Origin of the sequence: Paractinoplanes globisporus DSM 43857 (genome assembly GCF_000379645.1) — a bacterium.
GTDB classification, from domain to species: Bacteria; Actinomycetota; Actinomycetes; order Mycobacteriales; family Micromonosporaceae; genus Actinoplanes; species Actinoplanes globisporus.
The window spans coordinates 368,633-390,285 of sequence record NZ_KB903295.1; the positions used below are offsets into that span (position 1 = coordinate 368,633).

The window sequence follows — 21,653 nt, forward strand, 5'->3', positions numbered from 1 at the left end:
CGGCCGCTATTTCCTCGGAGTGTCTCAACCGTGCTTTGAAGCGGCATCGCCTTCTAGCCGCCACATTTCATAGTTCCCACATTCTGCCGTGATCTCGGACGTCGCCTGAGCCGCGGAGAGGAAGTCGTCGACCAGCGGCGAGGTGCGCGATTCCGCCACGGCGAGGCACACCTGGTCGGGCGCCAGATCCGGAATGGGCACATAGCTGACCTCCGGATGCGAATAGAATACGGTCGCCGAACGGGCCAGGAACGAAATGCCCCGGCCGGCCGCGACCTGCTCGAGCGTCTCGTCCACCCCGCGCACCCGGTATCCGGCGTCAGGGTGCGGGCGCTTGGTGGGCTGCGTGCTCGTGTCGGCATGCCAGAGCACCGGCTCGCCGGCCAGGTCGGCCTCGGCGATCCGGTCCTTGCCGGCCAGCCGGTGGCCGGCGGGAAGAACTGCTACCCGCGGCTCGGTGTACAGCGAGGTGACGCGCAGGCCGGCCTCGTCGATGGGCAAGCGCACATAGCCGACGTCGATGCGGCCGTCGAGCAGCATCGCGGCCTGGTCGTCTCCTTCGATCCGCCGCAGATCCACCAGCACGTCCGGGTGCCGGATGGCGAACCGCCGTACCGCCGGGGTGACCGCGATGCCCGCCCGGAAGCCGACCATCAGCCGCCGGCTGCCGTGCGCGGCCACGGTCACCCGGCGGCGGACCGCGTGCGCGGAGGCCAGCAGCGGGCCGGCGTCGGTCAGCAACTGCCGGCCGGCGTCGGTCAGCGCCACGCCGTGGCTGTCCCGGGTCAGCAGCGGAGTGCCGAGCTCCTTCTCCAGCGCTCGGATCTGCCGGCTGAGCACCGGCTGCGCGATATGCAGCTCATCGGCGGCCCGGCCGAAGTGCAGCTTGTCGGCGACAGCGGCGAAGTAACGCAACTTGCGCAGGTCCAGATCCATCGAGCCTCCCGGTCCGGCGATGCCTCCAGGGTATCGCAACAGCTGAAAGAGGTCTTGGACAACTGACTCGGGCCAATGGCACGCTGAACAAGCACCTGATGGGCCGGAATTGAATCCGTACGAAAAACCTGACATCGGTACGGTTATGTGAGTGGAGTCAGTGGTGGGAAAGCTCGAGGGCAAGGTTGCGGTCATCACCGGCGCGACAAGTGGCATGGCGCTGGCCGGTGCGAAATTGTTTGTCGACGAAGGAGCCCACGTCTTCATTTCCGGCCGGCGGAAGGACGCGCTGGACGAGGCCGTCAAGCTGATCGGCCGGAATGTGACCGGCGTGCAGGCCGATTCGGCCGACCTCGACGATCTGGACCGTTTGTTCGAGACGGTCAAGCAGGAAAAGGGTGCGGTCGACGTGTTGTGGGCGAGTGCCGGGTCGGGTGAGCAGGGCAGGCTCGGCGAGATCACCGAGGAGCAGTTCGATGCCGCGTTCTCGCTGAACGCACGCGGCACGCTGTTCACGGTCCAGAAGGCGCTGCCGCTGTTCAACGACGGCGGCTCGATCCTCATGACGGGGTCGAACGCGTCGCTGCGGGGCTACCCCGATTGGAGTGTCTACGCGGCGAGCAAGGCCGTGCTGCCCGCCTATGCACGGGTGTGGGTGTCCGAGCTGAGGAACCGGCGGATCCGGGTGAACGTGCTGACGCCCGGCCAGGTCGCCTCGCCGATGATGGAGCAGGTCCTGGACGCGGAAACGAAGGCACTGTTCGAGTCCGTGATCCCGCGGCGAGAGATGGGCCGCCCTGAGGAGATCGCGTCGGTCGCGTTGTTCCTCGCCTCCGACGACTCGAGCTACGTCAACGGCAGGGAACTGGTCGCCGACGGCGGCACCACGGTGATCTGAGCCCGTTCGGCGAACCCTTCGACGTCCGGCCCAGCACGCCGGACCCCCGACCAACTGATTCGTACACAACGAGGGGAACACATGTCATGACCACGATCAGCATCATCGGCTCGGGCAACATGGCCACCGCCATCGGCACCCGGGCGGCGAAGCACGGCCACACCATCGAGCTCATGAGCCGCAACACCGCCAAGGCTCAGGCGCTCGCCGACCAGATCGGCAACGGAGCCGTCGTCGGCACGTTCGGCGCAAGGCCGGTGGGTGACATCGTCATCGTGGCCGTCCTGTACGCCGGCGCGGTCGACGTGGTCGAGCACTACGGCGATGCGCTGGCCGGCAAGGTCCTCATCGACATCACCAACCCGTTCAACGCCGACGCAAGTGGCGTCGTGACGACCGCGGGCAATTCGGTGTCCCAGCAGATCGCCGCCGTCGCCCCCGAGGGCGCACATGTCGTGAAGGCCTTCAACACGATCTTCGGCGGCGTCATCACCGAGGACAAGCCCCTGGACGCGTTCTTCGCCGGCGACAGCGCCGAGGCGAAGGCACAGGTCGCGGCCTTCCTGGAGAGCTTGGGCATGCGGGCCCTCGACGCCGGAGGGCTCGAGATGACCCACGTCCTCGAATGGGCCGGCATCCTCCTGGTAGGCCTGGCCCGCAGCGGCGCCGGCTTCGACATCGCCCTGGGCGCCGAGGTCCACTGAAGCACGGCTACCGGACTACGCCGAACATCTCCCGGGACCACTGGCCAACAGTCGGCGGCAAGCTGTCCCGGGGGCTCGGTTGTCTTCGGCGCTACTGGTCGGCGTGCCTCAGGGTGCGGAGGGTGTGGCCGGTGGCCTGCTTGAACAGGTATTCGGCTCGCTCGTAGGAGAGCCGCGCGCGGCCGGTGTGCGGGCAGCGGTCGGCGCTCGTGGACGGTCCCGGCCGCCGGTCGGTGAGGAACAGCGGGCCCGACGTGCGGCCGGCGACCAGGCCGGGAAGCAGGGCGGCGGCCTCGGAACGCCACGTCACCCAGCGGCCGCCCGAGCGTGCTCGGCGGTCGTTCAGGTCCAGGTCCTCGACGTCGAGGGCGAGCACCGCGCTCACCGGCGCGCCCGACTCGTGCAGCAGGCGCCACAGCGTGCGCTCGCGCAGCGAATGCCGGGGCGAGTCGAGCACGGTCGCCAGGTCCGCGGGTGGGATCGGATCGTTCTCGGGGGGCTTCTCGGTGCGGCGCTCCAACCCGGCCGCTATTCCGGGCAGGGACGACCAGTCGGCGAACGAGCGCACAGTGGACCGATGCCGGTTCCAGGTCTTGGCGGCGGCGCTCCCCCACGCGGTCGTGCAGACGGCGGCTACCCGGTCGGCGGTGAGCTCGTCGAGGGGCAGGCTGTCGCCGAGCGCCCGCCGCAGCCGGGTGAAGGTCTGTCCGTAGGAGCGCACGGTCGCCCGGTCGAGGTCGTCCCGGGCGAGGAACGCGGCGACGGCCGCACCGAGCGTGCCCGAGGCGGCAGGCGCGGCCATCTCGGCTATGCGGCGGCGCAGGAACTCACGCTCGGACTCGTTGCGGGTCAGGGACAGGGCTCGCTCGAACTCCCGTGCCGCCTCGCTGTGGCGGGACGAACGGGCCAGCAGATCGCCCCGGACCGCCGGGAGCAGGTGATAGTCGCGCAGGGACGGATCGGTCAGCAGCGCGTCGGCCTCGGACAGGCCGGCCTCGGGGCCGTACGCCATTCCGATCGCCACGGCCCGGTTCAGCCGGACGACGGGCGTGGGCAGCAGGCGGACCAGGGCGTCGTAGAGCGTCGCTATCCGCGCCCAGTCCGTCTCGTCGGCGGTGCGCGCCTGGGCATGGCAGACCGCGATCGCGGCCTGCAAGACGTACGGGCCGGGCGGCTTGCCCAGAGCGCGCGCCCGGAGCATGGCGGCGAAGCCTCGCTTGATGAGCAGTTGATCCCAGCGGCCGCGGTTCTGCTCGTGCAGCAGGATCAGTTCGCCGGCCGGGCCGGTGCGGGCGGCGAAGCGCGACTCCTGCAGCTCCATGAGCGCGACCAGGCCGTGCACCTCGGCCTCGGCCGGGGCCAACTCGGCGAGCATCCGGCCCAGCCGCAGCGCCTCGCGGCACAGGTCGGCGCGGATCAGGTCCTGGCCGGCCGTGGCCGCGTACCCCTCGTTGAAGACCAGGTAGAGCACCTCGAGGACCGAGCCGATCCGGCCGGGCAGCGCGTCGGTGGACGGGCGCGCGAAGCCGGCGCCCTCCTCGGCCAGCGTCTGCTTGGCGGCGGCGATGCGGCGCACCACCCGCTGCTCGTCGAGCAGGAACGCGCGGGCGATCTCGGCGGCGCTCAACCCGGCCACCAGACGCAGCGTGAGAGCGACGCGGGCCTCGCGGGACAGCGCTGGGTGACAACAGACAACCATTAGCCGCAGTACGTCATCTTGCTGCGGGGCGGGCTCGTCCTCGTACGGGAAATCGGGGTTGATCTCGGAGGTCCGCCGCTCGCGGCGGATATGGTCGACGGCCCGGCGCCTGGCGACGGTGGTCAGCCAGGCACCGGGATTGTCGGGGACGCCCGCCTCGGGCCACTGCTCGAGCGCGGCGACCAGCGCGTCCTGCGCGAGTTCCTCGGCCAGCCCGACGTCGTGCACGAGCCGGGCCAGCCCGCCGACGATCCGCGCGGACTCGAGTTTCCAGACCGCGTCGATCGTGCGGCGGACGTCGGCCATGGCGGCTTAGCCGAACACCTGCTGGATCGTGCTCTCGCCGTCGCCGACGATCTTGCGGAAGCGGCGGGCGAGCTCGATCGCCTCCTCCTTGGAACCGACCTCGACCAGCGCGAAGCCGGCCGCGGCCTCCTTCGCCTCGGCGAACGGACCGTCGGTGACCGTGATCTCGTCACCGACCGACGACAGCAGCACGCCGCCCGGCTCGAGCCCGCCGGTGGCCAGCAGCACGCCGGCCACGGTGAGCTCCTCGATGAACGCGCCCATCTCGGCGAACAGCTTCTCGTCCGGGTGGGTGTCCGACGGCTTCTGGATCATCAGGTAACGCATGATGGTGCTCCCTCGGGATGAGGTGGTGGGTGATGCGGACACCCTCACGTCGGCTCAGCATAGCGACAGGGAATGGCCGCGTTCCCTGTCACATCGCCCGGACGACGTCTAGGCATGACAACTCTTGCGATCACCACCACCCCCATCCGCATCCGTACGCTTCTCACCTGCGGCGCCGTTGCCGCGCCACTGTGGGCGACCGTCTCGCTCACCCAGGCCTTCACCCGCGAGGGCTTCGACATCACCCGTCACCCGCTGAGCATGCTGAGCACCGGCTCCCTCGGCTGGCTGCAGATCGCCAACTTCCTGATCGCCGGCGCGCTGATGGTGGCCGGCGCGGCCGGGCTGCGCGCCACTATCGCCAGCGTGTGGGCGCCCCGGCTGCTCACGGTCACCGGGCTCGGCATGGTCGCCGCCGGCGTGTTCTCGATGGACCCGGCCGACGGCTTCCCGGCCGGCACCCCGGCCGGGCCTGGCGTGGTGACCTGGCACGCGCTCGCCCACTTCGCGAGCGGGACGATCGCCTTCGGCACGCTGATCGCGGGCTGCTATGTGCTGGCTCGCCACTACGCCCGTTCCGGCGACCGGCGGCGTGCGGTCGTCTCGGTCGTGGCGGGCACGGCGCTGCTGGTCGGCAACGGCTGGGCGATGAGCGGGGGCACGGCCGGGTCGCTGACTCTCGCCATCGGCGCCATCTCCGCGATGCTCTGGGTCTCCGCGATCTGCGCCCGCGAGTCACGCTAGACACCCGATCCCCGGGCGCGGCGACCATGGTCGCCGCGCCCCGCCGTTGTCTCGCCCGCTGAACCGCCGTTCCGCGCCGGCCACGCACGGTGGATGACTGGGCTGGGCGCGCCACGGCTCGGGCCGCTGCATGGTCACGCCCGGTGCGGCCCGTCCGGCTCGGTTCAGGGCCGGGCCGCGGGCAAGTTTGAGGGCTTCGTGCGCGTATCGGACGCCGCGTCGCCGCATTTGCCGTGTATCGCCCATCGTGACGGGCCGCACCCGCCGCAACCATGCAGCGGCGCGGGCCATGGCGCGCCCGGCCGGACCACCCGCCAAGCCGTGCGGGCCGCATCCCGCGCGACCAGGCAGCACCCGGGCCGAAGCACGCCCAGCCGACCACCCTCAAGGCCGCGGCGAGCCGCACCCCGCACGGCCGCGCCGGTCACGGGCCGCCGCGCGGAGCATTCGTAGAGCGCCGCGCGGCCGAGCCGGGCGCGCCGTCTGTCACTGGTGGGCCATCGGAGCCGTCGGCGCGTACATGCGAAAGGTTTCCTAGGAGGCTAGGTGAATCATGCCGGCGCCGGGACGGGGAAGGGGAGCCCGCGATCGAGCAGCGCCGTCGCGTCCGGCTCGGGCAGCGGGCGCGAGAGCAGGTACCCCTGGGCGTAGTCGCAGCCCATCTCCTGCAGGATCGCCAGCTGGGTCTCGTTCTCGATGCCCTCGGCGACGGTGTGCATGCCGAAGCGCTGGCCCAGCCGGACGATCGTGCGCACCAGGGCCTCGTCCTCGGACTCGCCGCCGAGGCGGTCGACGAACGAGCGGTCGATCTTGAGTACGTCCATCGGGAAGCGGCGCAGGTAGGCGAGCGACGAGTAGCCGGTGCCGAAGTCGTCCATGGCCAGCTGGACGCCGAGCGCCTTGAGGCTGACGATGCGGGCGAGGTTGTCGTCGGTGTCGGTCAGCAGGACGCTCTCGGTCATCTCCAGAACCAGCCGGCCGGGCGGCATGCCCGTCTCCGCGAGCACGGAAGCGACCATCTCGGCGACGTCGCCGGCCTCGAACTGGCGGACCGAGAGGTTGACGGCCATCTTCAGCGGCCGGTCCCACGCGACCGCCTGCCGGCAGGCCTGGGTGAGCACCCAGCGGCCGAGCGGCACGATCAGGCCGGTCGCCTCGGCGACGCCGATGAAGTCCAGCGGCGGCACCATCCCGCGCACGGGGTGCTGCCAGCGGACCAGCGCCTCGAAGCCGATGATCTCGCCGGTCCGCAGGTCGACCTTGGGCTGGTAGTGCAGCACCAGCTCGTCCCGCTCGAGCGCGAGCCGCAGGTCGGAGGCGAGCTCGAGGCGGCGCACCACGGCGTCGTGCATGCTCGGGTCGTACGCGGCGTAACCGCCACCGCCGGCGTCCTTCGCCCGGTACATGGCCAGGTCGGCGTCGCGCATCAGCTGGTCGAGATCGCCGTTGCCGGAGGCCGGGGCGATGCCGATCGAGGCGCTCACGTACAGCTCGCGGTCGTCGACGTCGATCGGCTCGGTGAGAGCCGCGATGATCTCCATGGCGGTCAGCTCGGCGTCGTCGGCGGCCTCGTCGGCCTCCACGATCACCGCGAACTCGTCGCCGCCGAGCCGCGCCACCACGTGCGGCGCGGGCAGCAGCCGGCGCAGCCGCTCGGCCACGTGCAGCAGCAGGTGGTCGCCGGCGTCGTGGCCCAGGCTGTCGTTGATCTCCTTGAAGCCGTCGAGGTCGAGCTGGAGGATCGCCACCCGCGCGGGGTCGCGGTCGAGCGCCTCGGCCAGCCGCTCCCGGAACCCGGCCCGGCTGGCCAGCCCGGTCAGCGCGTCGTAGTAGGCCTCGCGGCGCAGGCTCTCCTGCAGCTCCTGGGCCTCGCTGATGTCCCGCGTGTTGAAGACGAGACCCTGCACGTGCGGGTCGTCCAGCAGGTTGGTGATGGTCATCTCGGCCAGCCGCGCCTGCCCGTCGGCGTGCCACAGCATGATCTCGAAGACCGTGGTGGCGCCCGGCACGTCCTTGACCTCGTCGATCGCGGCCTGGATGCGGCCGCCGACCTTGCGCCCGGCCAGCTCGCAGAACGGCCTGCCGACCAGGGCCGACGCCGGGTACCCGAAGATCCGCTCGACGGACTCGGACTGGTAGCGCACGGTCGAGTCGGCCTCGAGGATCGCCATCGAGTCGGTGCTCTGCTCGACCAGCGCGCGGAACCGCTGCTCACGCGCCCGCAGATCGGCGGTTCGCTCGATGACCCGGTCCTCGAGCCGGCGGGCGAGCCGCCGGTTCTCCACCATGATCAGCACCTGCCGGGCGACGATCAGGCCGATGCTGATCGACCGGGCCCAGCTGCCCACCATGCTGGGCGTCCCGCCCAGGGCGAGACGAACAAAACCAACAATCAGACCGACAACCACGATGGCGTACGGCAGGAGCACCGTCACCGAAGGGCGACCGTCCGGCTCCGCCTCGGCGTCGACGTCCGCACCCGTGTGCCCGAGAGTCGCCGCGAAGCCCAGCAGCACGAACCCGGCCAGCCACCCGGCGGACGCGGCCGTTTCCAGCCCCGCGTAGGCGACGCTGCTGGACAGCGCGAGGCCGAGCAGGGCCCCGGCGGTCAGCGTGATCGCCCGCAGGTCGGGCACGCCGCGACGCATCCGCGACAGCCCGGCGAGCGCGACGGTCCCGAGAACCACGTTGCCGACCGCGTAGGCCACCGAGAACGAACCGTTCTTCAGCGCCGGGTCGAACAGCAGGTGGTAGCCGAGCCCGATCAGCGCCGACGCGATCAGCAGCGTGTCGATGACCGCCCGCACCCGCTCGATCCCGGTCCGCGGCGGCAACGGCACGAGGAAGATCGCGGCCGCCACCAGCGGAACCATCGCGAGATAGCCCGGTGTCCGATCGCCCAGCACGCCACCGGCGGCCACGCCCAGCCCGAGGGCGCCCCAGACGATGCGCATCCGGCCACGCCGCCGTCCTGCCCGAACCAGGCAGGCCGCGGCCGCGCACAGGGCGGCCACGGTGGTGACGGCGGCGGTGAGGCCGGGCGGGACGGTGGCGGCCAGAAGGCCGGCCAGCGCCAGTACCACCAGGATCACCACAGGAAGAGGACGCCTGACGGTCATCCGACTCACTCCCCCAGGTGCCCTCGAGGCATGCCGGTGCATGCCGTCGAACCCCAGAATCGGGTCCAGCAATTGGCACTTGAGGAGTTCGGCAAGTCTTCGCCGCTTCGGGAGCTGGGCGGTGTGCCCGCTCGACCGGCGGCGGCAACGGTGGGCGGTGAAGCGCGGGGCGGCCCGGAAGTCCGGAGCCGCCCCGCCTGAGGTCACTTCTTCTTCTTGCTCTTCTTGTCCTTCTTCGACTTCTTCGACTTCTTCGCCATGGTGGGCCTCCCTCCGACGCCGACGGCCTCACGGCCGGCCTCGCGCGCGAACGGCCTTCCGCCGCGCGCGGCCGCCGGGGATTCGTTGGCGGCCGACCGTTAACAATACGGAAATGGCAGCCGTCCTGTGCCCTACTCGAGGTGAACGAAAAGTGCGGCGTTCCTAGATCAAACCCGGGTGAGAGCCCACGAAAGCGACGCGAACGACCCGGTGCGACGAGTTGCGCACGGGCCCCTCCAGGAGGTAGCCAGATCCTCATGATGCCGATCATCGACGGGCACAACGACCTGCCCATGCAGCTGCGCGGCCGCTTCGGATACCGGGTCGAGGGCCTCGACGAGCACCGGCCCGAACTGCAGACCGACATCCCCCGCCTGCGCGCCGGCGGGGTCGGCGGGCAGTTCTGGTCGGTCTACGTGCCGTCGCCCCTGAGCGAGCCCGAGGCCGTCGTGGCGACGATGGAGCAGATCGACGCCGTCTACCGGATGGCCGCGGCATACCCCGACGACCTCGCGATCGCCTGCAGCGCCGACGACGTCGAGCGCATCATCGGCGAGGGCCGGATCGCCTCGCTCATCGGCATCGAGGGCGGCCACAGCATCGCCACCTCGCTGGGCGTGCTGCGGGCGTTCGCCCGTCTCGGCGTCCGCTACATGACCCTCACCCACAACGACAACACCTCCTGGGCCGACTCGGCCGCCGCCGAGCCCGCCGTCCAGGGCCTCAACGACGACGGCCGCGCCGTCGTACGCGAGATGCAGCGCGTCGGCATGCTCGTCGATCTGTCCCACGTCGCTCCCGTCACCATGCACGCCGCGCTGGACACGGCGTTCGCTCCGGTCCTCTTCAGCCACTCCGGTTGCCGGGCGCTGCACGACCACCCGCGCAACGTCCCCGACGACGTCCTGACCCGCCTGCGGGACAACGGCGGCGTCATCCAGCTGACCTTCGTCGCCCCGTTCGTCTCGGCCGAGTCCCTCGACTGGATGCGCGCCGCCGACGCCGAGTGGGAGCGCCTCGGCCTGCCCGACGTGTCGGCCATCGCCCTGTGGCCGCGCGCGCCGCGCCCCGCCGAGGACCCGGCCGCCGTTCCGGCGACCCTCGACCTCGACCCGCTGGCCGAGCCCGCCTTCCGCGCCTGGATGGCCGCCCATCCGCGCCCGCTCGTCACCGTGGCCCAGGTGGCCGACCACGTCGACCACGCCCGCGACATCGCCGGCGTGGACCACATCGGCCTCGGCGGCGACTTCGACGGCACGACCGAGCTGCCGGAGGGACTGACCGACGTCGCCGGCTATCCCCTCCTGCTCGCCGAGCTCGCGTCGCGCGGCTGGTCCGAGGCCGACCTCGGCAAGCTGGCCGGCCGCAACGTCCTGCGGGTGCTGCGCGAGTCCGAGCGCCTCGCGCAGGAGCCGCTCTGGCCGCTCGTCCCCGCCCGCTGACCCCGCCGGCCGACCAAAGTCGACGATCCGATCGACCAAAGTCGGCCGCCATCGACCTCCGGGCGACGCGACGAGGCGGCCCGGCCCGGCACGCTGATCGGCATGATCAAGGTTGAACACCTCACCAAGAGGTACGGGAGTCACCCCGCCGTCGAGGATGTGTCGTTCACGTGCGAGCCGGGCACGGTGACCGGTTTCCTGGGGCCCAACGGGGCCGGCAAGTCCACCACCATGCGGATGATCTGCGGGCTCACCCCGCCCACCTCCGGCGCCGCGACCGTCTGCGGCGTCCCCTACCGCCGCCTCGGCAATCCGGGCCGGCGCATCGGCGTCCTGCTCGACGCCTCGGCGCAGCACGGCGGCCGCACCGGCCGCGAGGTGCTGGCCCTGTCCGCGCTCACGATGGGCGTCGACAGCGCCGAGGCGACCCGGGCGCTGGACCGCGTCGGGCTGAACGCGACCGCCGCCCGCCGCCGGGTGAAACGCTATTCGCTCGGCATGCGCCAGCGGCTCGGCCTGGCCCACGCGCTGCTCGGCGATCCGGCCGTGCTGGTTCTCGACGAGCCGGCCAACGGCCTCGACCCCGAGGGCATCTTCTGGATGCGCGGCCTGCTGCGCGAGTTCGCCGACCGCGGCGGCACCGTGCTGCTCTCCTCGCACCTGCTGCGCGAGGTCGAGGCGGTCGCCGACCATCTCGTCGTGATCGGTGGCGGGCGGGTCGTCGCGCAGGGCGCCCGCGACGAGCTTCTCGCCTCGGCCGGCACCCTGGTCCGGGCGCTCGACCCGGCCGCGCTGGGAGCGGCGCTCCATCGGGCCGGTCTGACCGGCACGCCCACGACCGACGGCGGCGTCGTGGTGCGCGCCGGAGCCGAGGCGATCGGCCGGGCCGCGGCCGAGTCCGGCGTGGCGCTGCTCGAGCTGCGTCCGGCCGGCTCCGGCGGACTCGAGCAGATCTTCCTCGAGTTGACGGCGGGCGAGTCGGTGCGGGAGGCGGTCCGATGATCACGGCGACGAAACCGGCCACCATCACCGTCACGACACGAGTGCCACTCACCCGCCTCACCGTCGTCGAGCTGCGCAAGCTCGCCGACACCCGGGCCGGTCTCTGGCTGCTCGTCCTGATCGGCCTGGGCGCCGTCGGCACGGCGGTGATCCTGCTCGGCTGGGCGCCCGACGACGAGCTCACCTTCGCCGGCTTCTTCGCGTTCGGCCTGGTCCCGTCGGCGTTCCTGCTGCCCGTGCTCGGCATCCTGTCGATGACCGGTGAGTGGTCGCAACGCACCGCCCTGACCACCTTCGCGCTGGTGCCCGCCCGCGAGCGGGTCATCGCGGCGAAACTGGCCGCCGGCGTGCTGATCGCGCTGGCCACGACCGCGGCCACGCTGCTGTTCAGCGCCGCGGCCAACCTGCTCGGCATCGCGCTCGGCGGGGACGGCGGCTGGCGGGCCGACGGCTCGCTGATCTGGCAGGGCGCCCTGATGGAGGTGCTGTTCGTGCTGGTGGGCATGGCCTTCGGCGCGCTGCTGCTCAGCTCCCCGCTGGCCATCGTGGCGTTCTTCGCGCTGCCCACGCTGTGGTCGGTGCTGAGCGAGTCGATCCGGGCCCTGCGCCCCGCCGCGCGGTGGCTGGACCTCGGCGTGACCTCGGGCCCGCTCTCCGAGCCTTCGATGACCGCCGGGGAGTACGGGCACCTCGCCGTCTCCTGCCTGCTCTGGCTGGCGCTGCCGCTGCTCCTCGGCTCGTGGCGCATCCTGCGGCGCGAGGTGTCGTGATGCGGCCGGTGTCCCGATGCGGCCGGGTGTCCTGATGCGGCCTGGCCCCTGTTCGCCGGCGGGCCGGCGCGGGTACGCTCCGGCCGTGCCCATCGGAGCCCAGCCGCCCGGCCGGCGCGGCACGGTCGACGAGCCGTTCAGCGCGCTGAACCTGCGGCTCGTGCTGGCCGCCTTCGGCTTCGTCGTCTGCACCCTGCTGTCGATCTGGCTGTTCCACGTCGGCTGGACGCTGCCCGGCTGGCTGCTGGCCGCCTGGGCCGCCGTCGCGGTCGTCGACATGATCGTGGTCCAGCTGCGCCGCCGCGCCCGCCGCCGGGCCGAGGGCGACGGCCACCACTCGCTGTTCGAATAGCGCGTGTTGGCGCTGCTCAGAGCGTCTGACCGGTAGCGTCCATCCTCATGAGTCGCGTCCGTTTCGCAGCTTTTGCGGTGGTCACCCTGGTGACGCCACTTATGTCAGTGCCGGCCTCGGCCGCCACGTCGGGCGACGCCGCTCGGCCGGCCGCCGGCTCCGACGTACGGGAGCTCGATCGGTTGCGTTTCACGCTCGACGGCAAGGCGCTACCCGACCATCCGCGCTTCCATCGGCGGCCGGAATCGCGCGCGGCCGCGGCCGGGACGCCCGCGGTCGGCACCGAGCGGCAGTGGCTCGGCCTCGACGACACCACGGGCCGGTACTACCCGAAGAAGTACAAGCTGCGGGCCGTCGGCAAGCACATCGAGGTGTGGGTGGCCGACGACCTGGCGTTCCCCAAGGCCGACTGCCGGCCGGACGCGGTCGTGGTCGATGACGCCCAGATCGGCCAGCTGATCCACGAGTTCGACGACAACATCTACCCGAAGGAGACGGCCGCCTTCAGCGTCCCGCCCGACCGCGACGGCGCGAACGCGACGATGGACGGCGACTTCACCGGCGACGGGGACAAGACCGTCACTCTCGTCGACAACGTCCGCGACGACAACTACTACACCTTCCCCAAGGCCGCCACGTACGTGGCCGGGTTCTTCTCGGCCGAGCTCAACGAGCTGTTCGACCGCAACGTCATGACCATCGACGCGTACGACTGGAAGCACCGGCTCGGCGCCGACCCGGCCGACGACCCGACCGACGAGCTGTGCACCAGCAGGCCGGCCCACCCCCGCCTGTACGAGGGCACGTTCGCGCACGAGTGGCAGCACCTGCTGGAGTACTACGTCGATCCGGCCGAGGAGTCGTGGGTCAACGAGGGGCTGTCCGACTACGCGCAGACGCTCGTGGGGTACGTGGACGGCCGGGCGACCGTCTACGACCCCGGCAACGACAACCACCTGATCTGCTACCAGGGGTTCGGCTCGGTCAAGACCAAGTACAACGCCAACCCGCGCGAGTGCGGCGGCCCGCAGAACTCGCTGAATCTCTGGAACGAGGGCGCGCCGAGCGAGCTGCTGGCCGACTACGGCAACGCCTACGAGTTCATGCTCTACCTGCGCGACCGGTTCGGGGCCGACACGATCGCGCTGCTGCAGCGGGACGGCCTGCGGCACGGCCTGGCCGGGGTTCAGGCCGCGCTGCCCGCCGGCACGAACCTCTACGACGTGCTGCACGACTACCAGACGATGACGCTGGTCGACAAGATCGTCGGCGAGCCCGGCGGTCAGATGATCGGCGTCCCGCGGAGCCGGGTCACCGCCGCCAGCCTGCGCTCGACGATCAACCTGGCCGGTAAGTCCGATTACGACATGCCGGGCGCCGCGCCCAACGGCGCCGACTTCGTCCCGCTGCCCACGCCGGTCACCTCGGTCTCGTTCACCGGCGCCACGACGTTGCCGCCGCTGCCGATGGGCTGGAGCGTCGCCGACAAGACCCTGTTCTCCGGCAACGACGACGACCTCGACACGCAGGCCGTCCTTCCGGTCACGGTTCCGGCCGGCGCCGCGGCGATCCTGCGGTTCGAGACGTCGTACGGCATCGAGGACTCCTACGACTTCGGCTACGTGACGATCTCTACGGACGGCGGCAGGACGTACACGGCCCTGGGCGGCGACCGCACGGTCCAGGGTCCGCTCGGCCCCGGCCTCACCGGGACGAGCGGCGGCGTGGTGGCCGCGAACTACGACCTCCGGGCGTACGCGGGGAAGAAGGTTTTTCTGGGTCTGCGGTACGTGACCGACGGCGCGGTGAGCCGCGGCGGCTGGCGGATCGGGAAGATCACCCTCGGCGCCCAGGTGCTGAGCGACGGCACGACGCTGAAGGGGTGGCGGTCGCCCTCGGCGATCGTGCCGGCCCCGGTGCACGCCTGGCACGTCGTGCTGGTCGGCCTCGACGGCAAGCGGGCGCGGCTGGTGCCCGTGAACCGCTTCGCCGAGCTCAAGGCGTACCCGAAAATCGTCGCCATCGTCTCCTACGACGAGCCGACCGAAAAGGTCAAGCAGTACGCGCCCTATCGCCTGGTGGTCAACGGCGCCCTCCAGCCCGGCGGTGGACCGATGTGACGGCCCACCGCGGGGCAACCGGTCAGGTGGGCGGGAGGATGCCGTAGATCAGGGCGGTCGAGCCGGCGCCGGCCTTGTTGATGTGGCCGCCGCAGAGGACGTACGCGCCGGTGGGCGGCAGGGCGGCCAGGTTGGCCAGGATCTCCAGGCTGATCCGGTGCCGCTGGTAGACCAGCAGCGAGACGGCGTACGTGGTGTCGGTGCCGACGTCGGGGCTGAACGTGTCGGTGCCGGTGCCGCCGCGGCGGCCGAGCCGGCCGGTGCCGACCAGCCACTGCACCGTGTCGAGGGCGAAGCCGGGCTGGTGCAGGACCCCGTCGGCGTCGAAGTTGGGGTAGGCGTCGGTGCCCCACTTGGCGTCCCAGCCGGTCCAGATGATCACCATGGACTCGGCGGGGATGCGTCCGTGGCGTCGTTCCCACGCCTGGATGTCGGCGATCGTGACCTCGTAGTCGGCGTCGCGGGCGCATTTCGCCCGGACGTCGATCTTCACCGCCGGGAGGAACAGGTCCTCGAGGTCCAGGTCGTCGGCGAGCGGCTCGCCGGCGTTGAAGTGACCGGGCGCGCCCCAATGCGTGCCGGTGTGCTCGCCCTCGCGGACGAACTGCAGGTAGTAGCCGTCGTTCTCGATGGTGGCGATGGTCTCGAGCTCGAACGGCGGGTCGCCGGGATAGACGTTGGTCGTGGCCGGGTCGTTGACGTGGGAGAGGTTGACCAGCCGCAGCCGGTCGAGCCGGACGCCGTCGCGCCCGCCCGCCTCGGCCGCCTGCCCGGTCATCATCGCCCCCGCCAGCCCGGCCGCGGCCGCGCCCATGATCTCGCGTCGTCGCATGCCATTGTGCTTAACGCTCTTGGGCAAGCCCGTCAATGCGCCAACCTCGGCCCGCAACATTGACACTGTCACGATGACAGTGTCAGAATCATCGGCGTGTGGACGATGGATGAGTTGGTCGAACGAGTGCGCGAGGCCCTGGCGGCCGAGTATCCGGGCGCACCCAACGGCCGTGTCCGCGATGTGCCCGATCGTCGCGCCATCCGGTGGTACACGACGATCGGCCTGGTCGACCGCCCGCTCGGCATGCGGGGGCGCACCGCGCTCTACGGCCCGCGTCACCTGCAGCAGCTGGTGGCGATCAAGCGCTGGCAGGCCGAGGGCCGCAGCCTCGCGCAGATCCAGGCCGATTTCGTCTGGCTCAGCCCGCGAGACCTGACCGAGGCCTCCCGCGTGCCCGAGCGCCTGCTGGCCGACGACGTGCCCGAGACGACCGCCGACGAGGCCGAGCCCCGGCCACGTTTCTGGGCCGACACACCGGCAAAGGGAACGGGGACGGCGGTCGCGGCCGGTGTCGCTCCCGTGCACGGGGTGACGCTCGGAGGCGGCGCCATCCTGCTCCTCCCCCACCCCGTCTCCGACGGCGACCGCGCCGAGATCGCCGCGGCCGCCGCACCCCTGCTCGGCCTGCTCGAGTCCCGTGGACTGATCGATGGGAGAACGCCATGACCTTTTCCGTCACGCCGATGAGCCCGGGTGAGCTCGGCCGCATCCGCATCCTGCCCGACGCCGGCTTCGGCAACCTGCGCACCGACCGGGGCAACCTGCCGCTCGACCGGCTCGAGGTGCGCGCCCGCATCAGCGGCCTGGTGGCCCGCACCGTCGTGGTCACCGAGTTCCTCAACGTGCACGACACCGCGCTCGAGGCGACGTACGTGTTCCCCCTGCCCGACCGGGCCGCCGTCACCGCGATGACGATGACCGCCGACGACCGCACGGTCGAGGCCGAGCTGCAGGAGCGCGGCGCCGCCCGGGAGGCGTACGACCAGGCGATCGCCGCCGGCCGGCGCGCCTCGATCGCCGAGGAGGAGCGGCCCGACGTCTTCACCATGCGGGTCGGCAACATCCTGCCCGGCGAGCGCGTGGTGATCGAGCTAAGCCTCGTCGGCCCGCTGCCGTTCGAGGACGGCGCGGCCACGTTCCGCTTCCCGCTGGTCGTGGCGCCGCGCTACGTTCCCGGCAACCCGCTCCCCGGCCCCTACGTCGGCGACGGCCAGACCCCCGACACCGACGCCGTGCCGGACGCGTCGCGCATCTCCCCGCCCGTGCTGCTGCCCGGCTTCCCCAACCCGCTGCGGCTGTCGATCGGGGTCGACATCGACCCGGCCGGCCTGACCCTCGGCGAGGTCCGCTCCAGCCTGCACACGGTCACCGACCGCGACGGCACGCTGAGCATCGAGCCGGGCGAGCGCGCCGACCGCGACTTCGTGCTCCGCATCGGGTACGCGGGCGGAGGCGAGACCGCGATCGCCGTCCCCGACGAGTCGGCCGAGGAGCCGGAGGGCGTCTACCAGCTCGTCGTGCTCCCGCCCGACGACACCGCCGCCGCCCGCCCGAAAGACGTGGTGCTCCTGCTCGACCGTTCCGGCAGCATGGGCGGGTGGAAGATGGTGGCCGCCCGCCGGGCCGCGGCCCGGGTGGTCGACACGCTCACCAGCGCCGACCGGTTCGCCGTGCTCACCTTCGACCACCAGGTCGACCGCCCGGCCGACCTGGGCGAGGGCCTGGCCGAGGCGAGCGACCGCAACCGTTTCCGGGCCGTGGAGCACCTGGCCCGCGCCGACGCCCGCGGCGGCACCGAGCTGCTCGCGCCGCTGACCGCCGGACTGGGCCTGCTGCGCGCGAGCGAGGGCCGCGACCGCGTGCTGGTGCTGGTCACCGACGGCCAGGTCGGCAACGAGGACCAGATCGTCCACGACGTCACCCCGCTGATCGGCAGCACCCGCGTCCACACGATCGGCATCGACCGGGCCGTCAATGCCGGCTTCCTCGGCCGGCTCGCCGCGCTCGGCGCGGGCCGGGCCGAGCTGGTGGAGAGCGAGGACAGGCTGGACGCCGCGATGGAGCAGATCCACCGCCGGATCGGCGCGCCCGTCGTCACCGACCTCGCGGTGACCGCCACCGGCGTGCGCCTGCTCGACGACGAGCGCACCCCGGCCCGGCTGCCCGGCCTCTACCCGGGCGTCCCGCTCGTCGTCTCCGGCCGTTTCGCGGGCAAGCCCGGCGGCAGCCTCACCGTCACCGGCCGTACCCGCGACGACCGCGAGTTCCGCACCACGGTCGAGCTGCGCGAGCGCACCGAGCCCGCGATCACCGCCCAGTGGGCCCGGGCGCGGCTGCGCGACCTGGAGGACGCGTACGCGGCCGGTGACCGTTCCCTGGAGCAGCGGATCGTCGGCACGTCCCTGCGGTACGGCGTGCTGTGCCGGTTCACCGCGTTCGTGGCCGTGGACAGCCGCGTGGTCAACGAGGGCGGCGAGACCCGGCGGGTCACCCAGCCGGTCGAGCTGCCGTCCGGCTGGGAGGGTGGTGGCGGCGTCGCCCCCTCGATGATCAAGCTGGGCTCGGTGGCGCCGCTGCCCCCGCCGTCCGCCGCCGCTCCGGCGCCGGGTGCGCCGGCCCGGTTCGCCCAGCCGCGGGCCGATGCGGGCGGTGGCCCGGGCCGGGCCGGGGTGCCGCGGACGTTCGCGGCCGTGACCGGCGCGATGCGGGTCGGCAAGGCGATGCCCGGTGGCGCGGCGCCGACTCTCGACCAGGTGCGCGAGATCGCCGCGGTCGAGGCGGGCCGCCTGCGCGAGGCGGCCGGCCTGGCCGCCTACGAACGGCGCGACCTGCTCGACGACCTGGCCAGCCGCCTCACGGTCCTGCTCGGCTCGACGCCGGGCGACGAGTTCGCCCCGCTGCGCGACCTCATCACGGCCCTGACCGGCGACGGCACGCTCGACGAAAAATGGGCCGCGGCCGTGGCGGCGCTGACCGCCTTCGGCGAGGGTGCCGCAACGCCCGGTAAGACGGCCGAGGGCCCGTCCCGCAAGGCGTTCTGGAAACGCTGACAAACGACGGATGCCCGCCCCGGCAAGCGGGGCGGGCATCCGGTGGAACGTCAGCGCACGGGCGGCAGCACCTTCGCCGCGCCCGAGGCCGGCAGGCCGTGCGCCGCGATCTCGGCGACCGATGCCGTGCCGAGGTCGAAGGCGTCCGCCGACTTCACCGTCTGCGCGCTCAGCGGCGTGCGGAACGGCTGCTGGTCGCCGACGCAGGTGGTGCCGGCGGCGGGCAGCGAACGATAGAGGAGGTATCGGTCCGTGTAAGCCGTGGCGCAGGCCGAGGTTCCGTACGCGGTGTGGCCCCAGTTGTCGCTCGACAGCAGCCGGCTGTTCGGCAGCAGCCGGGACGACTTGACGGCGTCGGCGTAGTTGGTGGCCGGGTCCCAGAAGCTTCCGACGATCAGAACGGGATACCGGGTGTGCTTGGTGAACGGCCCGGTGTAGGCGTCCTCGTCGTGCACGGTCCAGTTGTCCCGGGCGCACTGCACGCTCGCCCACGCCCAGGCGCGCCCGAAGTAGGTCGCGCGCTTGTCGGCCCGCGCCGCCGCGTTGGCCCACGAGGCGCCGCTGGCCGGGTGCCTGCCGTCGGTGCACATCACGGCCGCGTACGCGTCGAAGCTGTTGTCGTACGGGAAGGCGCGGGCCTGTCGCAGCCGGCCGATCCGCTCCGCGGCCTGGCTCAGCTGGGTTTTGCCGGGCGTGTACCCGGGGGTGGTCAGCTGGTAGAGCTCGGCCGCGAGCCCGGTGACCTCGGCGCCCGCGTCGGGGGCGTAGAGAGCGCTGAGCACCATGCCGATGAAGTCCGCGTAGGTGACCGTGTCCCCGCCCACCGTGAGCGGCTTGCGCTTGAGCCGCTCGGCGAGCACCCGGAAGCGGCGCATCGGACTGTCGCTGAACGCGCAGTTCGCCTTGCCGGCCACGCCGCAGCGGCGCAGCAGCTCGGCGAGCGCCTTCCACGCGCCGTCGGCCGAGCGCAGCCGGTCGTCCTGGATCTGGCCGGCGGTCGCGGCGGTGCCCACCCACGCCTGCGGGTTGATCACCCCGTCCACGGCGATGGCCCGGAATCGGTCCGGGAACATGTTGGCGTAGTACTGCCCGAGCGCCGTGCCGTAACTGAAGCCGAGGTAGGTCAGCTTGCTGTCGCCGACCGCGCGGCGCATGACGTCCATGTCCCGCGCGACCTCGGCCGTCGACATCGAGCCGGCCAGCTCCCGCCCGGTCGTCGAGCAGCCGCGGGCCTCCTGCCCGGCCGCCTTGACGAACGCCCGCTCCTGCCCGGCGCCCCACGGGAAGCCCATGCCGAGCGTGGTCATCGCGGGTGACTGCCGGGCCGCGTCGGGGAAGCAGCTGACCTGGTCGCTGAAGTTGACGCCGCGCGGGTCCATCCCGACCACGTCGAAGCGGTCGAGCAGCGCGTTGCTCAGGAAGTACGGCGCCGCCAGGGCCATCGTGACCCCGGAGCCGCCCGGACCGCCCGGGTTGACGAAAAGGCTGCCGATGCGGTGCTTCTGGTCGCGGGCCTTGACCCGCAGCAGCGCGAGGCTGACCTGCTTGCCGTGCGGCCGGTCGTAGTCGAGCGGCACCTTCGCCGTGGCGCACTCACCCCAGCCGTAACAGGAGTACCAGCGCAGCTTCGGGGTGGCGACCGCGTCGACCCGGCGGCGCTCGGCCGCGCTGGTCCGGGCCGGCGCGAACGCGGAAGCGGCGGGTACCTCCGCGGCGGCCGACGCCGGCGACGGTGCGATGATCATCGCTCCGGCCAGCGCGAGACTCGCGGCGCCGGCCGCGAGCAGACGGGTGGAGAGCGGCATGCGAGACCTTCCTGATAGACCGGCGCCCGTGTCGCCCCGGATGTTCAGAAAGGTAGGTTCGCGGCGGATCTTCTCGGTTCGCCGTATTGGTGTAGCTGCGTTGCCGGTTCCGGGCGTTGTCGCCTACCCGACGCCGCATGCATCGTCGCAGGTCACTGTGTTCCGTCTCGGCCTCAACGGCCGCAACGTGCGGAAAGTCGGATCTTCCGGGGTCAGCGGGCCGCGCGGCACCGGGGGTAGGTTGGGTCGTCGATCGAGAGGCGGCTCGATGGCGGCGGGTGAATCGTGACGGACGACGACCACGGCGAGGAGCAGAACCCCCTGCTCGTCCGTCCCTTCCTGCTTCGCGACGCCGACGCCAGCGCCGCGGGGGCCGGCGACGGCCTTCGCGACAGCGCCGCTGACGAGGAGTCCACGCAGACCTGGCCGTCGGCGACCACCCGCGAGGTCCGCTCGCAGCACGCGTTCGAGGGCGCCGACGCCGCCACCGCCATCCTGCCGCTGGTCACCTCGCCCCGGGCGGGTCGCGGTCCGGCCCGGCGCCGCGGGCGGCGCCGCCTGGTCGTCCTGGTCGCCGTCGGCGCCGCGGTCCTGCTGGGCGCGACCGCCGCCGGGTTCGCCGCGCTGCGCACCGGCGGCCGGCCGTCGGTCTCGGCCGCGCTGCCCGACGCGCCGATCCCGGCGCTGAGCGGCCTGGTTCCGCCCTCTCCCGCCGGGTCGCCGGCCGTCAGCGCGTCCGGCCCGGCGGATCCCACACCGAGCACCCGGCACCAGACCACTGCCCGTCGCGCCGCATCCTCGGCCGCGGCCACCAGCGCGAAGAGCACCGCGACACGTCCGCCGGCCACGAGCGCCGCGGCGGGGAAGACGACGTCACCGCCCGCGGCTCTCGCCCCTCAGGCGCCGGTCGCGCGCACCGGCACGATCCGCGGCCAGAACGGCCTCTGCCTGGACCTCAACGGCGCCGTGACCGTCGACTTCAACCACGTCCAGGTCTTCGACTGCAACAACACCGGCGCCCAGAGCTGGACCCTGGCCACCGACGGCACCCTGCGCGTCCTCGGCAAGTGCGCCCTGGTCGTCGGCGACGACACCGTCCACATCACCACCTGCGACAGCCGCACCACGGCGCAGTGGCGAGTCTCCGGCCAGCTCCTGATCAACGCGGCCGGCGACAAATGCCTCACCGACCCGTCCGGCGGCACGAACTCCGGCACCGCGGTCACGGTCACCCCCTGCGCCGGCCGGGCGGGCCAGCGCTGGTCCCTCCCCTGAACTGAGCG

At 72.2% G+C, this 21,653-nt stretch carries 17 protein-coding genes; 11 read left to right on the forward strand and 6 right to left on the reverse strand.

Annotated features, from left to right (window positions below; genetic code table 11):
- Positions 1 to 24: 24 nt before the first annotated feature.
- The gene (locus tag A3CQ_RS0108455; RefSeq protein ID WP_020510494.1) at positions 25 to 936 is read right to left on the reverse strand and encodes a LysR family transcriptional regulator; all 912 of its coding nucleotides are present in this window, start codon (positions 934 to 936) and stop codon (positions 25 to 27) included.
- 151 nt (positions 937 to 1,087) lie between these two features.
- Here A3CQ_RS0108455 and A3CQ_RS0108460 point away from each other — a divergent pair, with 151 nt between their 5' ends.
- Together A3CQ_RS0108460 and A3CQ_RS0108465 are read left to right on the forward strand one after the other, a co-directional pair.
- Positions 1,088 to 1,834, forward strand: coding sequence for an SDR family NAD(P)-dependent oxidoreductase (locus A3CQ_RS0108460; RefSeq protein ID WP_245577123.1), 747 nt, complete (start codon positions 1,088 to 1,090; stop codon positions 1,832 to 1,834).
- Between the two features lie 86 nt (positions 1,835 to 1,920).
- Positions 1,921 to 2,538: an NADPH-dependent F420 reductase gene (locus A3CQ_RS0108465; protein ID WP_020510496.1), complete on the forward strand. Its 618-nt coding sequence runs from the start codon at positions 1,921 to 1,923 to the stop codon at positions 2,536 to 2,538.
- Positions 2,539 to 2,629: 91 nt separating this feature from the next.
- On the opposite strand, the gene A3CQ_RS63900 is transcribed toward A3CQ_RS0108465, so the two are convergent.
- Positions 2,630 to 4,543, reverse strand: a complete 1,914-nt coding sequence (locus A3CQ_RS63900; RefSeq protein ID WP_020510497.1) for a DUF6596 domain-containing protein — start codon at positions 4,541 to 4,543, stop codon at positions 2,630 to 2,632.
- A gap of 6 nt (positions 4,544 to 4,549) precedes the next feature.
- Positions 4,550 to 4,870, reverse strand: a complete 321-nt coding sequence (locus tag A3CQ_RS0108475; protein WP_020510498.1) for a YciI family protein — start codon at positions 4,868 to 4,870, stop codon at positions 4,550 to 4,552.
- Between the two features lie 114 nt (positions 4,871 to 4,984).
- On the opposite strand from A3CQ_RS0108475, the gene A3CQ_RS0108480 reads away from it, so the two are divergent.
- A complete protein-coding gene (locus A3CQ_RS0108480; RefSeq protein ID WP_020510499.1) occupies positions 4,985 to 5,614 on the forward strand; it encodes a DUF998 domain-containing protein in 630 nt (209 codons plus the stop codon).
- A gap of 551 nt (positions 5,615 to 6,165) precedes the next feature.
- Here the strand turns inward: A3CQ_RS0108480 and A3CQ_RS0108485 are convergent.
- Complete coding sequence (locus tag A3CQ_RS0108485) at positions 6,166 to 8,733, reverse strand: putative bifunctional diguanylate cyclase/phosphodiesterase (protein WP_157295516.1); 2,568 nt, start codon at positions 8,731 to 8,733, stop codon at positions 6,166 to 6,168.
- Between the two features lie 518 nt (positions 8,734 to 9,251).
- Between A3CQ_RS0108485 and A3CQ_RS0108495 the strand changes: the two genes are divergently transcribed.
- The 5 genes from A3CQ_RS0108495 (at position 9,252) to A3CQ_RS0108515 (ending at position 14,680) form a co-directional block, all read left to right on the forward strand.
- Positions 9,252 to 10,436 carry a dipeptidase gene (locus A3CQ_RS0108495; protein ID WP_020510502.1) on the forward strand — a complete coding sequence of 395 codons (1,185 nt, stop codon included), beginning with the start codon at positions 9,252 to 9,254 and terminating at the stop codon, positions 10,434 to 10,436.
- 102 nt (positions 10,437 to 10,538) lie between these two features.
- Positions 10,539 to 11,438, forward strand: coding sequence for an ABC transporter ATP-binding protein (locus A3CQ_RS0108500; protein ID WP_020510503.1), 900 nt, complete (start codon positions 10,539 to 10,541; stop codon positions 11,436 to 11,438).
- Positions 11,435 to 12,208 carry an ABC transporter permease gene (locus tag A3CQ_RS0108505; protein WP_020510504.1) on the forward strand — a complete coding sequence of 258 codons (774 nt, stop codon included), beginning with the start codon at positions 11,435 to 11,437 and terminating at the stop codon, positions 12,206 to 12,208. The genes A3CQ_RS0108500 and A3CQ_RS0108505 overlap by 4 nt, the downstream gene beginning before the upstream one ends.
- 85 nt (positions 12,209 to 12,293) lie before the next feature.
- Positions 12,294 to 12,560: a hypothetical protein gene (locus tag A3CQ_RS0108510; protein WP_026205459.1), complete on the forward strand. Its 267-nt coding sequence runs from the start codon at positions 12,294 to 12,296 to the stop codon at positions 12,558 to 12,560.
- 47 nt (positions 12,561 to 12,607) lie between these two features.
- A complete protein-coding gene (locus A3CQ_RS0108515) occupies positions 12,608 to 14,680 on the forward strand; it encodes a M6 family metallopeptidase (protein WP_026205460.1) in 2,073 nt (690 codons plus the stop codon).
- Positions 14,681 to 14,702: 22 nt separating this feature from the next.
- On the opposite strand, the gene A3CQ_RS0108520 is transcribed toward A3CQ_RS0108515, so the two are convergent.
- Positions 14,703 to 15,512 (reverse strand): cyclase family protein, encoded by an 810-nt coding sequence (locus tag A3CQ_RS0108520; protein WP_026205461.1) that lies wholly within the window; start codon positions 15,510 to 15,512, stop codon positions 14,703 to 14,705.
- Between the two features lie 105 nt (positions 15,513 to 15,617).
- Between A3CQ_RS0108520 and A3CQ_RS0108525 the strand changes: the two genes are divergently transcribed.
- Both A3CQ_RS0108525 and A3CQ_RS0108530 read left to right on the forward strand, forming a co-directional pair.
- Positions 15,618 to 16,181, forward strand: a complete 564-nt coding sequence (locus A3CQ_RS0108525; protein ID WP_040431877.1) for a MerR family transcriptional regulator — start codon at positions 15,618 to 15,620, stop codon at positions 16,179 to 16,181.
- The gene (locus A3CQ_RS0108530) at positions 16,178 to 18,565 is read left to right on the forward strand and encodes a VIT domain-containing protein (RefSeq protein ID WP_020510509.1); all 2,388 of its coding nucleotides are present in this window, start codon (positions 16,178 to 16,180) and stop codon (positions 18,563 to 18,565) included. The genes A3CQ_RS0108525 and A3CQ_RS0108530 overlap by 4 nt, the downstream gene beginning before the upstream one ends.
- A gap of 50 nt (positions 18,566 to 18,615) precedes the next feature.
- Here A3CQ_RS0108530 and A3CQ_RS0108535 read toward each other — a convergent pair whose 3' ends face one another.
- Positions 18,616 to 20,370 carry an alpha/beta fold hydrolase gene (locus A3CQ_RS0108535; RefSeq protein WP_020510510.1) on the reverse strand — a complete coding sequence of 585 codons (1,755 nt, stop codon included), beginning with the start codon at positions 20,368 to 20,370 and terminating at the stop codon, positions 18,616 to 18,618.
- 285 nt (positions 20,371 to 20,655) lie between these two features.
- On the opposite strand from A3CQ_RS0108535, the gene A3CQ_RS0108540 reads away from it, so the two are divergent.
- A complete protein-coding gene (locus tag A3CQ_RS0108540; RefSeq protein WP_020510511.1) occupies positions 20,656 to 21,645 on the forward strand; it encodes a ricin-type beta-trefoil lectin domain protein in 990 nt (329 codons plus the stop codon).
- The last annotated feature ends 8 nt before the right edge of the window (positions 21,646 to 21,653 follow it).

Coding starts and splice junctions, on each gene's coding strand:
- A3CQ_RS0108500 (WP_020510503.1), top strand. CDS start 10,539: ATGATCAAGGTTGAACACCTCACCAAGAGGTACGGGAGTCACCCCGCC.
- A3CQ_RS0108465 (WP_020510496.1), top strand. CDS start 1,921: ATGACCACGATCAGCATCATCGGCTCGGGCAACATGGCCACCGCCATC.
- A3CQ_RS0108520 (WP_026205461.1), bottom strand. CDS start 15,512: ATGCGACGACGCGAGATCATGGGCGCGGCCGCGGCCGGGCTGGCGGGG.
- A3CQ_RS0108475 (WP_020510498.1), bottom strand. CDS start 4,870: ATGCGTTACCTGATGATCCAGAAGCCGTCGGACACCCACCCGGACGAG.
- A3CQ_RS0108485 (WP_157295516.1), bottom strand. CDS start 8,733: ATGACCGTCAGGCGTCCTCTTCCTGTGGTGATCCTGGTGGTACTGGCG.
- A3CQ_RS0108525 (WP_040431877.1), top strand. CDS start 15,618: ATGGATGAGTTGGTCGAACGAGTGCGCGAGGCCCTGGCGGCCGAGTAT.
- A3CQ_RS0108455 (WP_020510494.1), bottom strand. CDS start 936: ATGGATCTGGACCTGCGCAAGTTGCGTTACTTCGCCGCTGTCGCCGAC.
- A3CQ_RS0108535 (WP_020510510.1), bottom strand. CDS start 20,370: ATGCCGCTCTCCACCCGTCTGCTCGCGGCCGGCGCCGCGAGTCTCGCG.
- A3CQ_RS0108530 (WP_020510509.1), top strand. CDS start 16,178: ATGACCTTTTCCGTCACGCCGATGAGCCCGGGTGAGCTCGGCCGCATC.
- A3CQ_RS63900 (WP_020510497.1), bottom strand. CDS start 4,543: ATGGCCGACGTCCGCCGCACGATCGACGCGGTCTGGAAACTCGAGTCC.
- A3CQ_RS0108505 (WP_020510504.1), top strand. CDS start 11,435: ATGATCACGGCGACGAAACCGGCCACCATCACCGTCACGACACGAGTG.
- A3CQ_RS0108495 (WP_020510502.1), top strand. CDS start 9,252: ATGATGCCGATCATCGACGGGCACAACGACCTGCCCATGCAGCTGCGC.
- A3CQ_RS0108515 (WP_026205460.1), top strand. CDS start 12,608: ATGAGTCGCGTCCGTTTCGCAGCTTTTGCGGTGGTCACCCTGGTGACG.
- A3CQ_RS0108480 (WP_020510499.1), top strand. CDS start 4,985: ATGACAACTCTTGCGATCACCACCACCCCCATCCGCATCCGTACGCTT.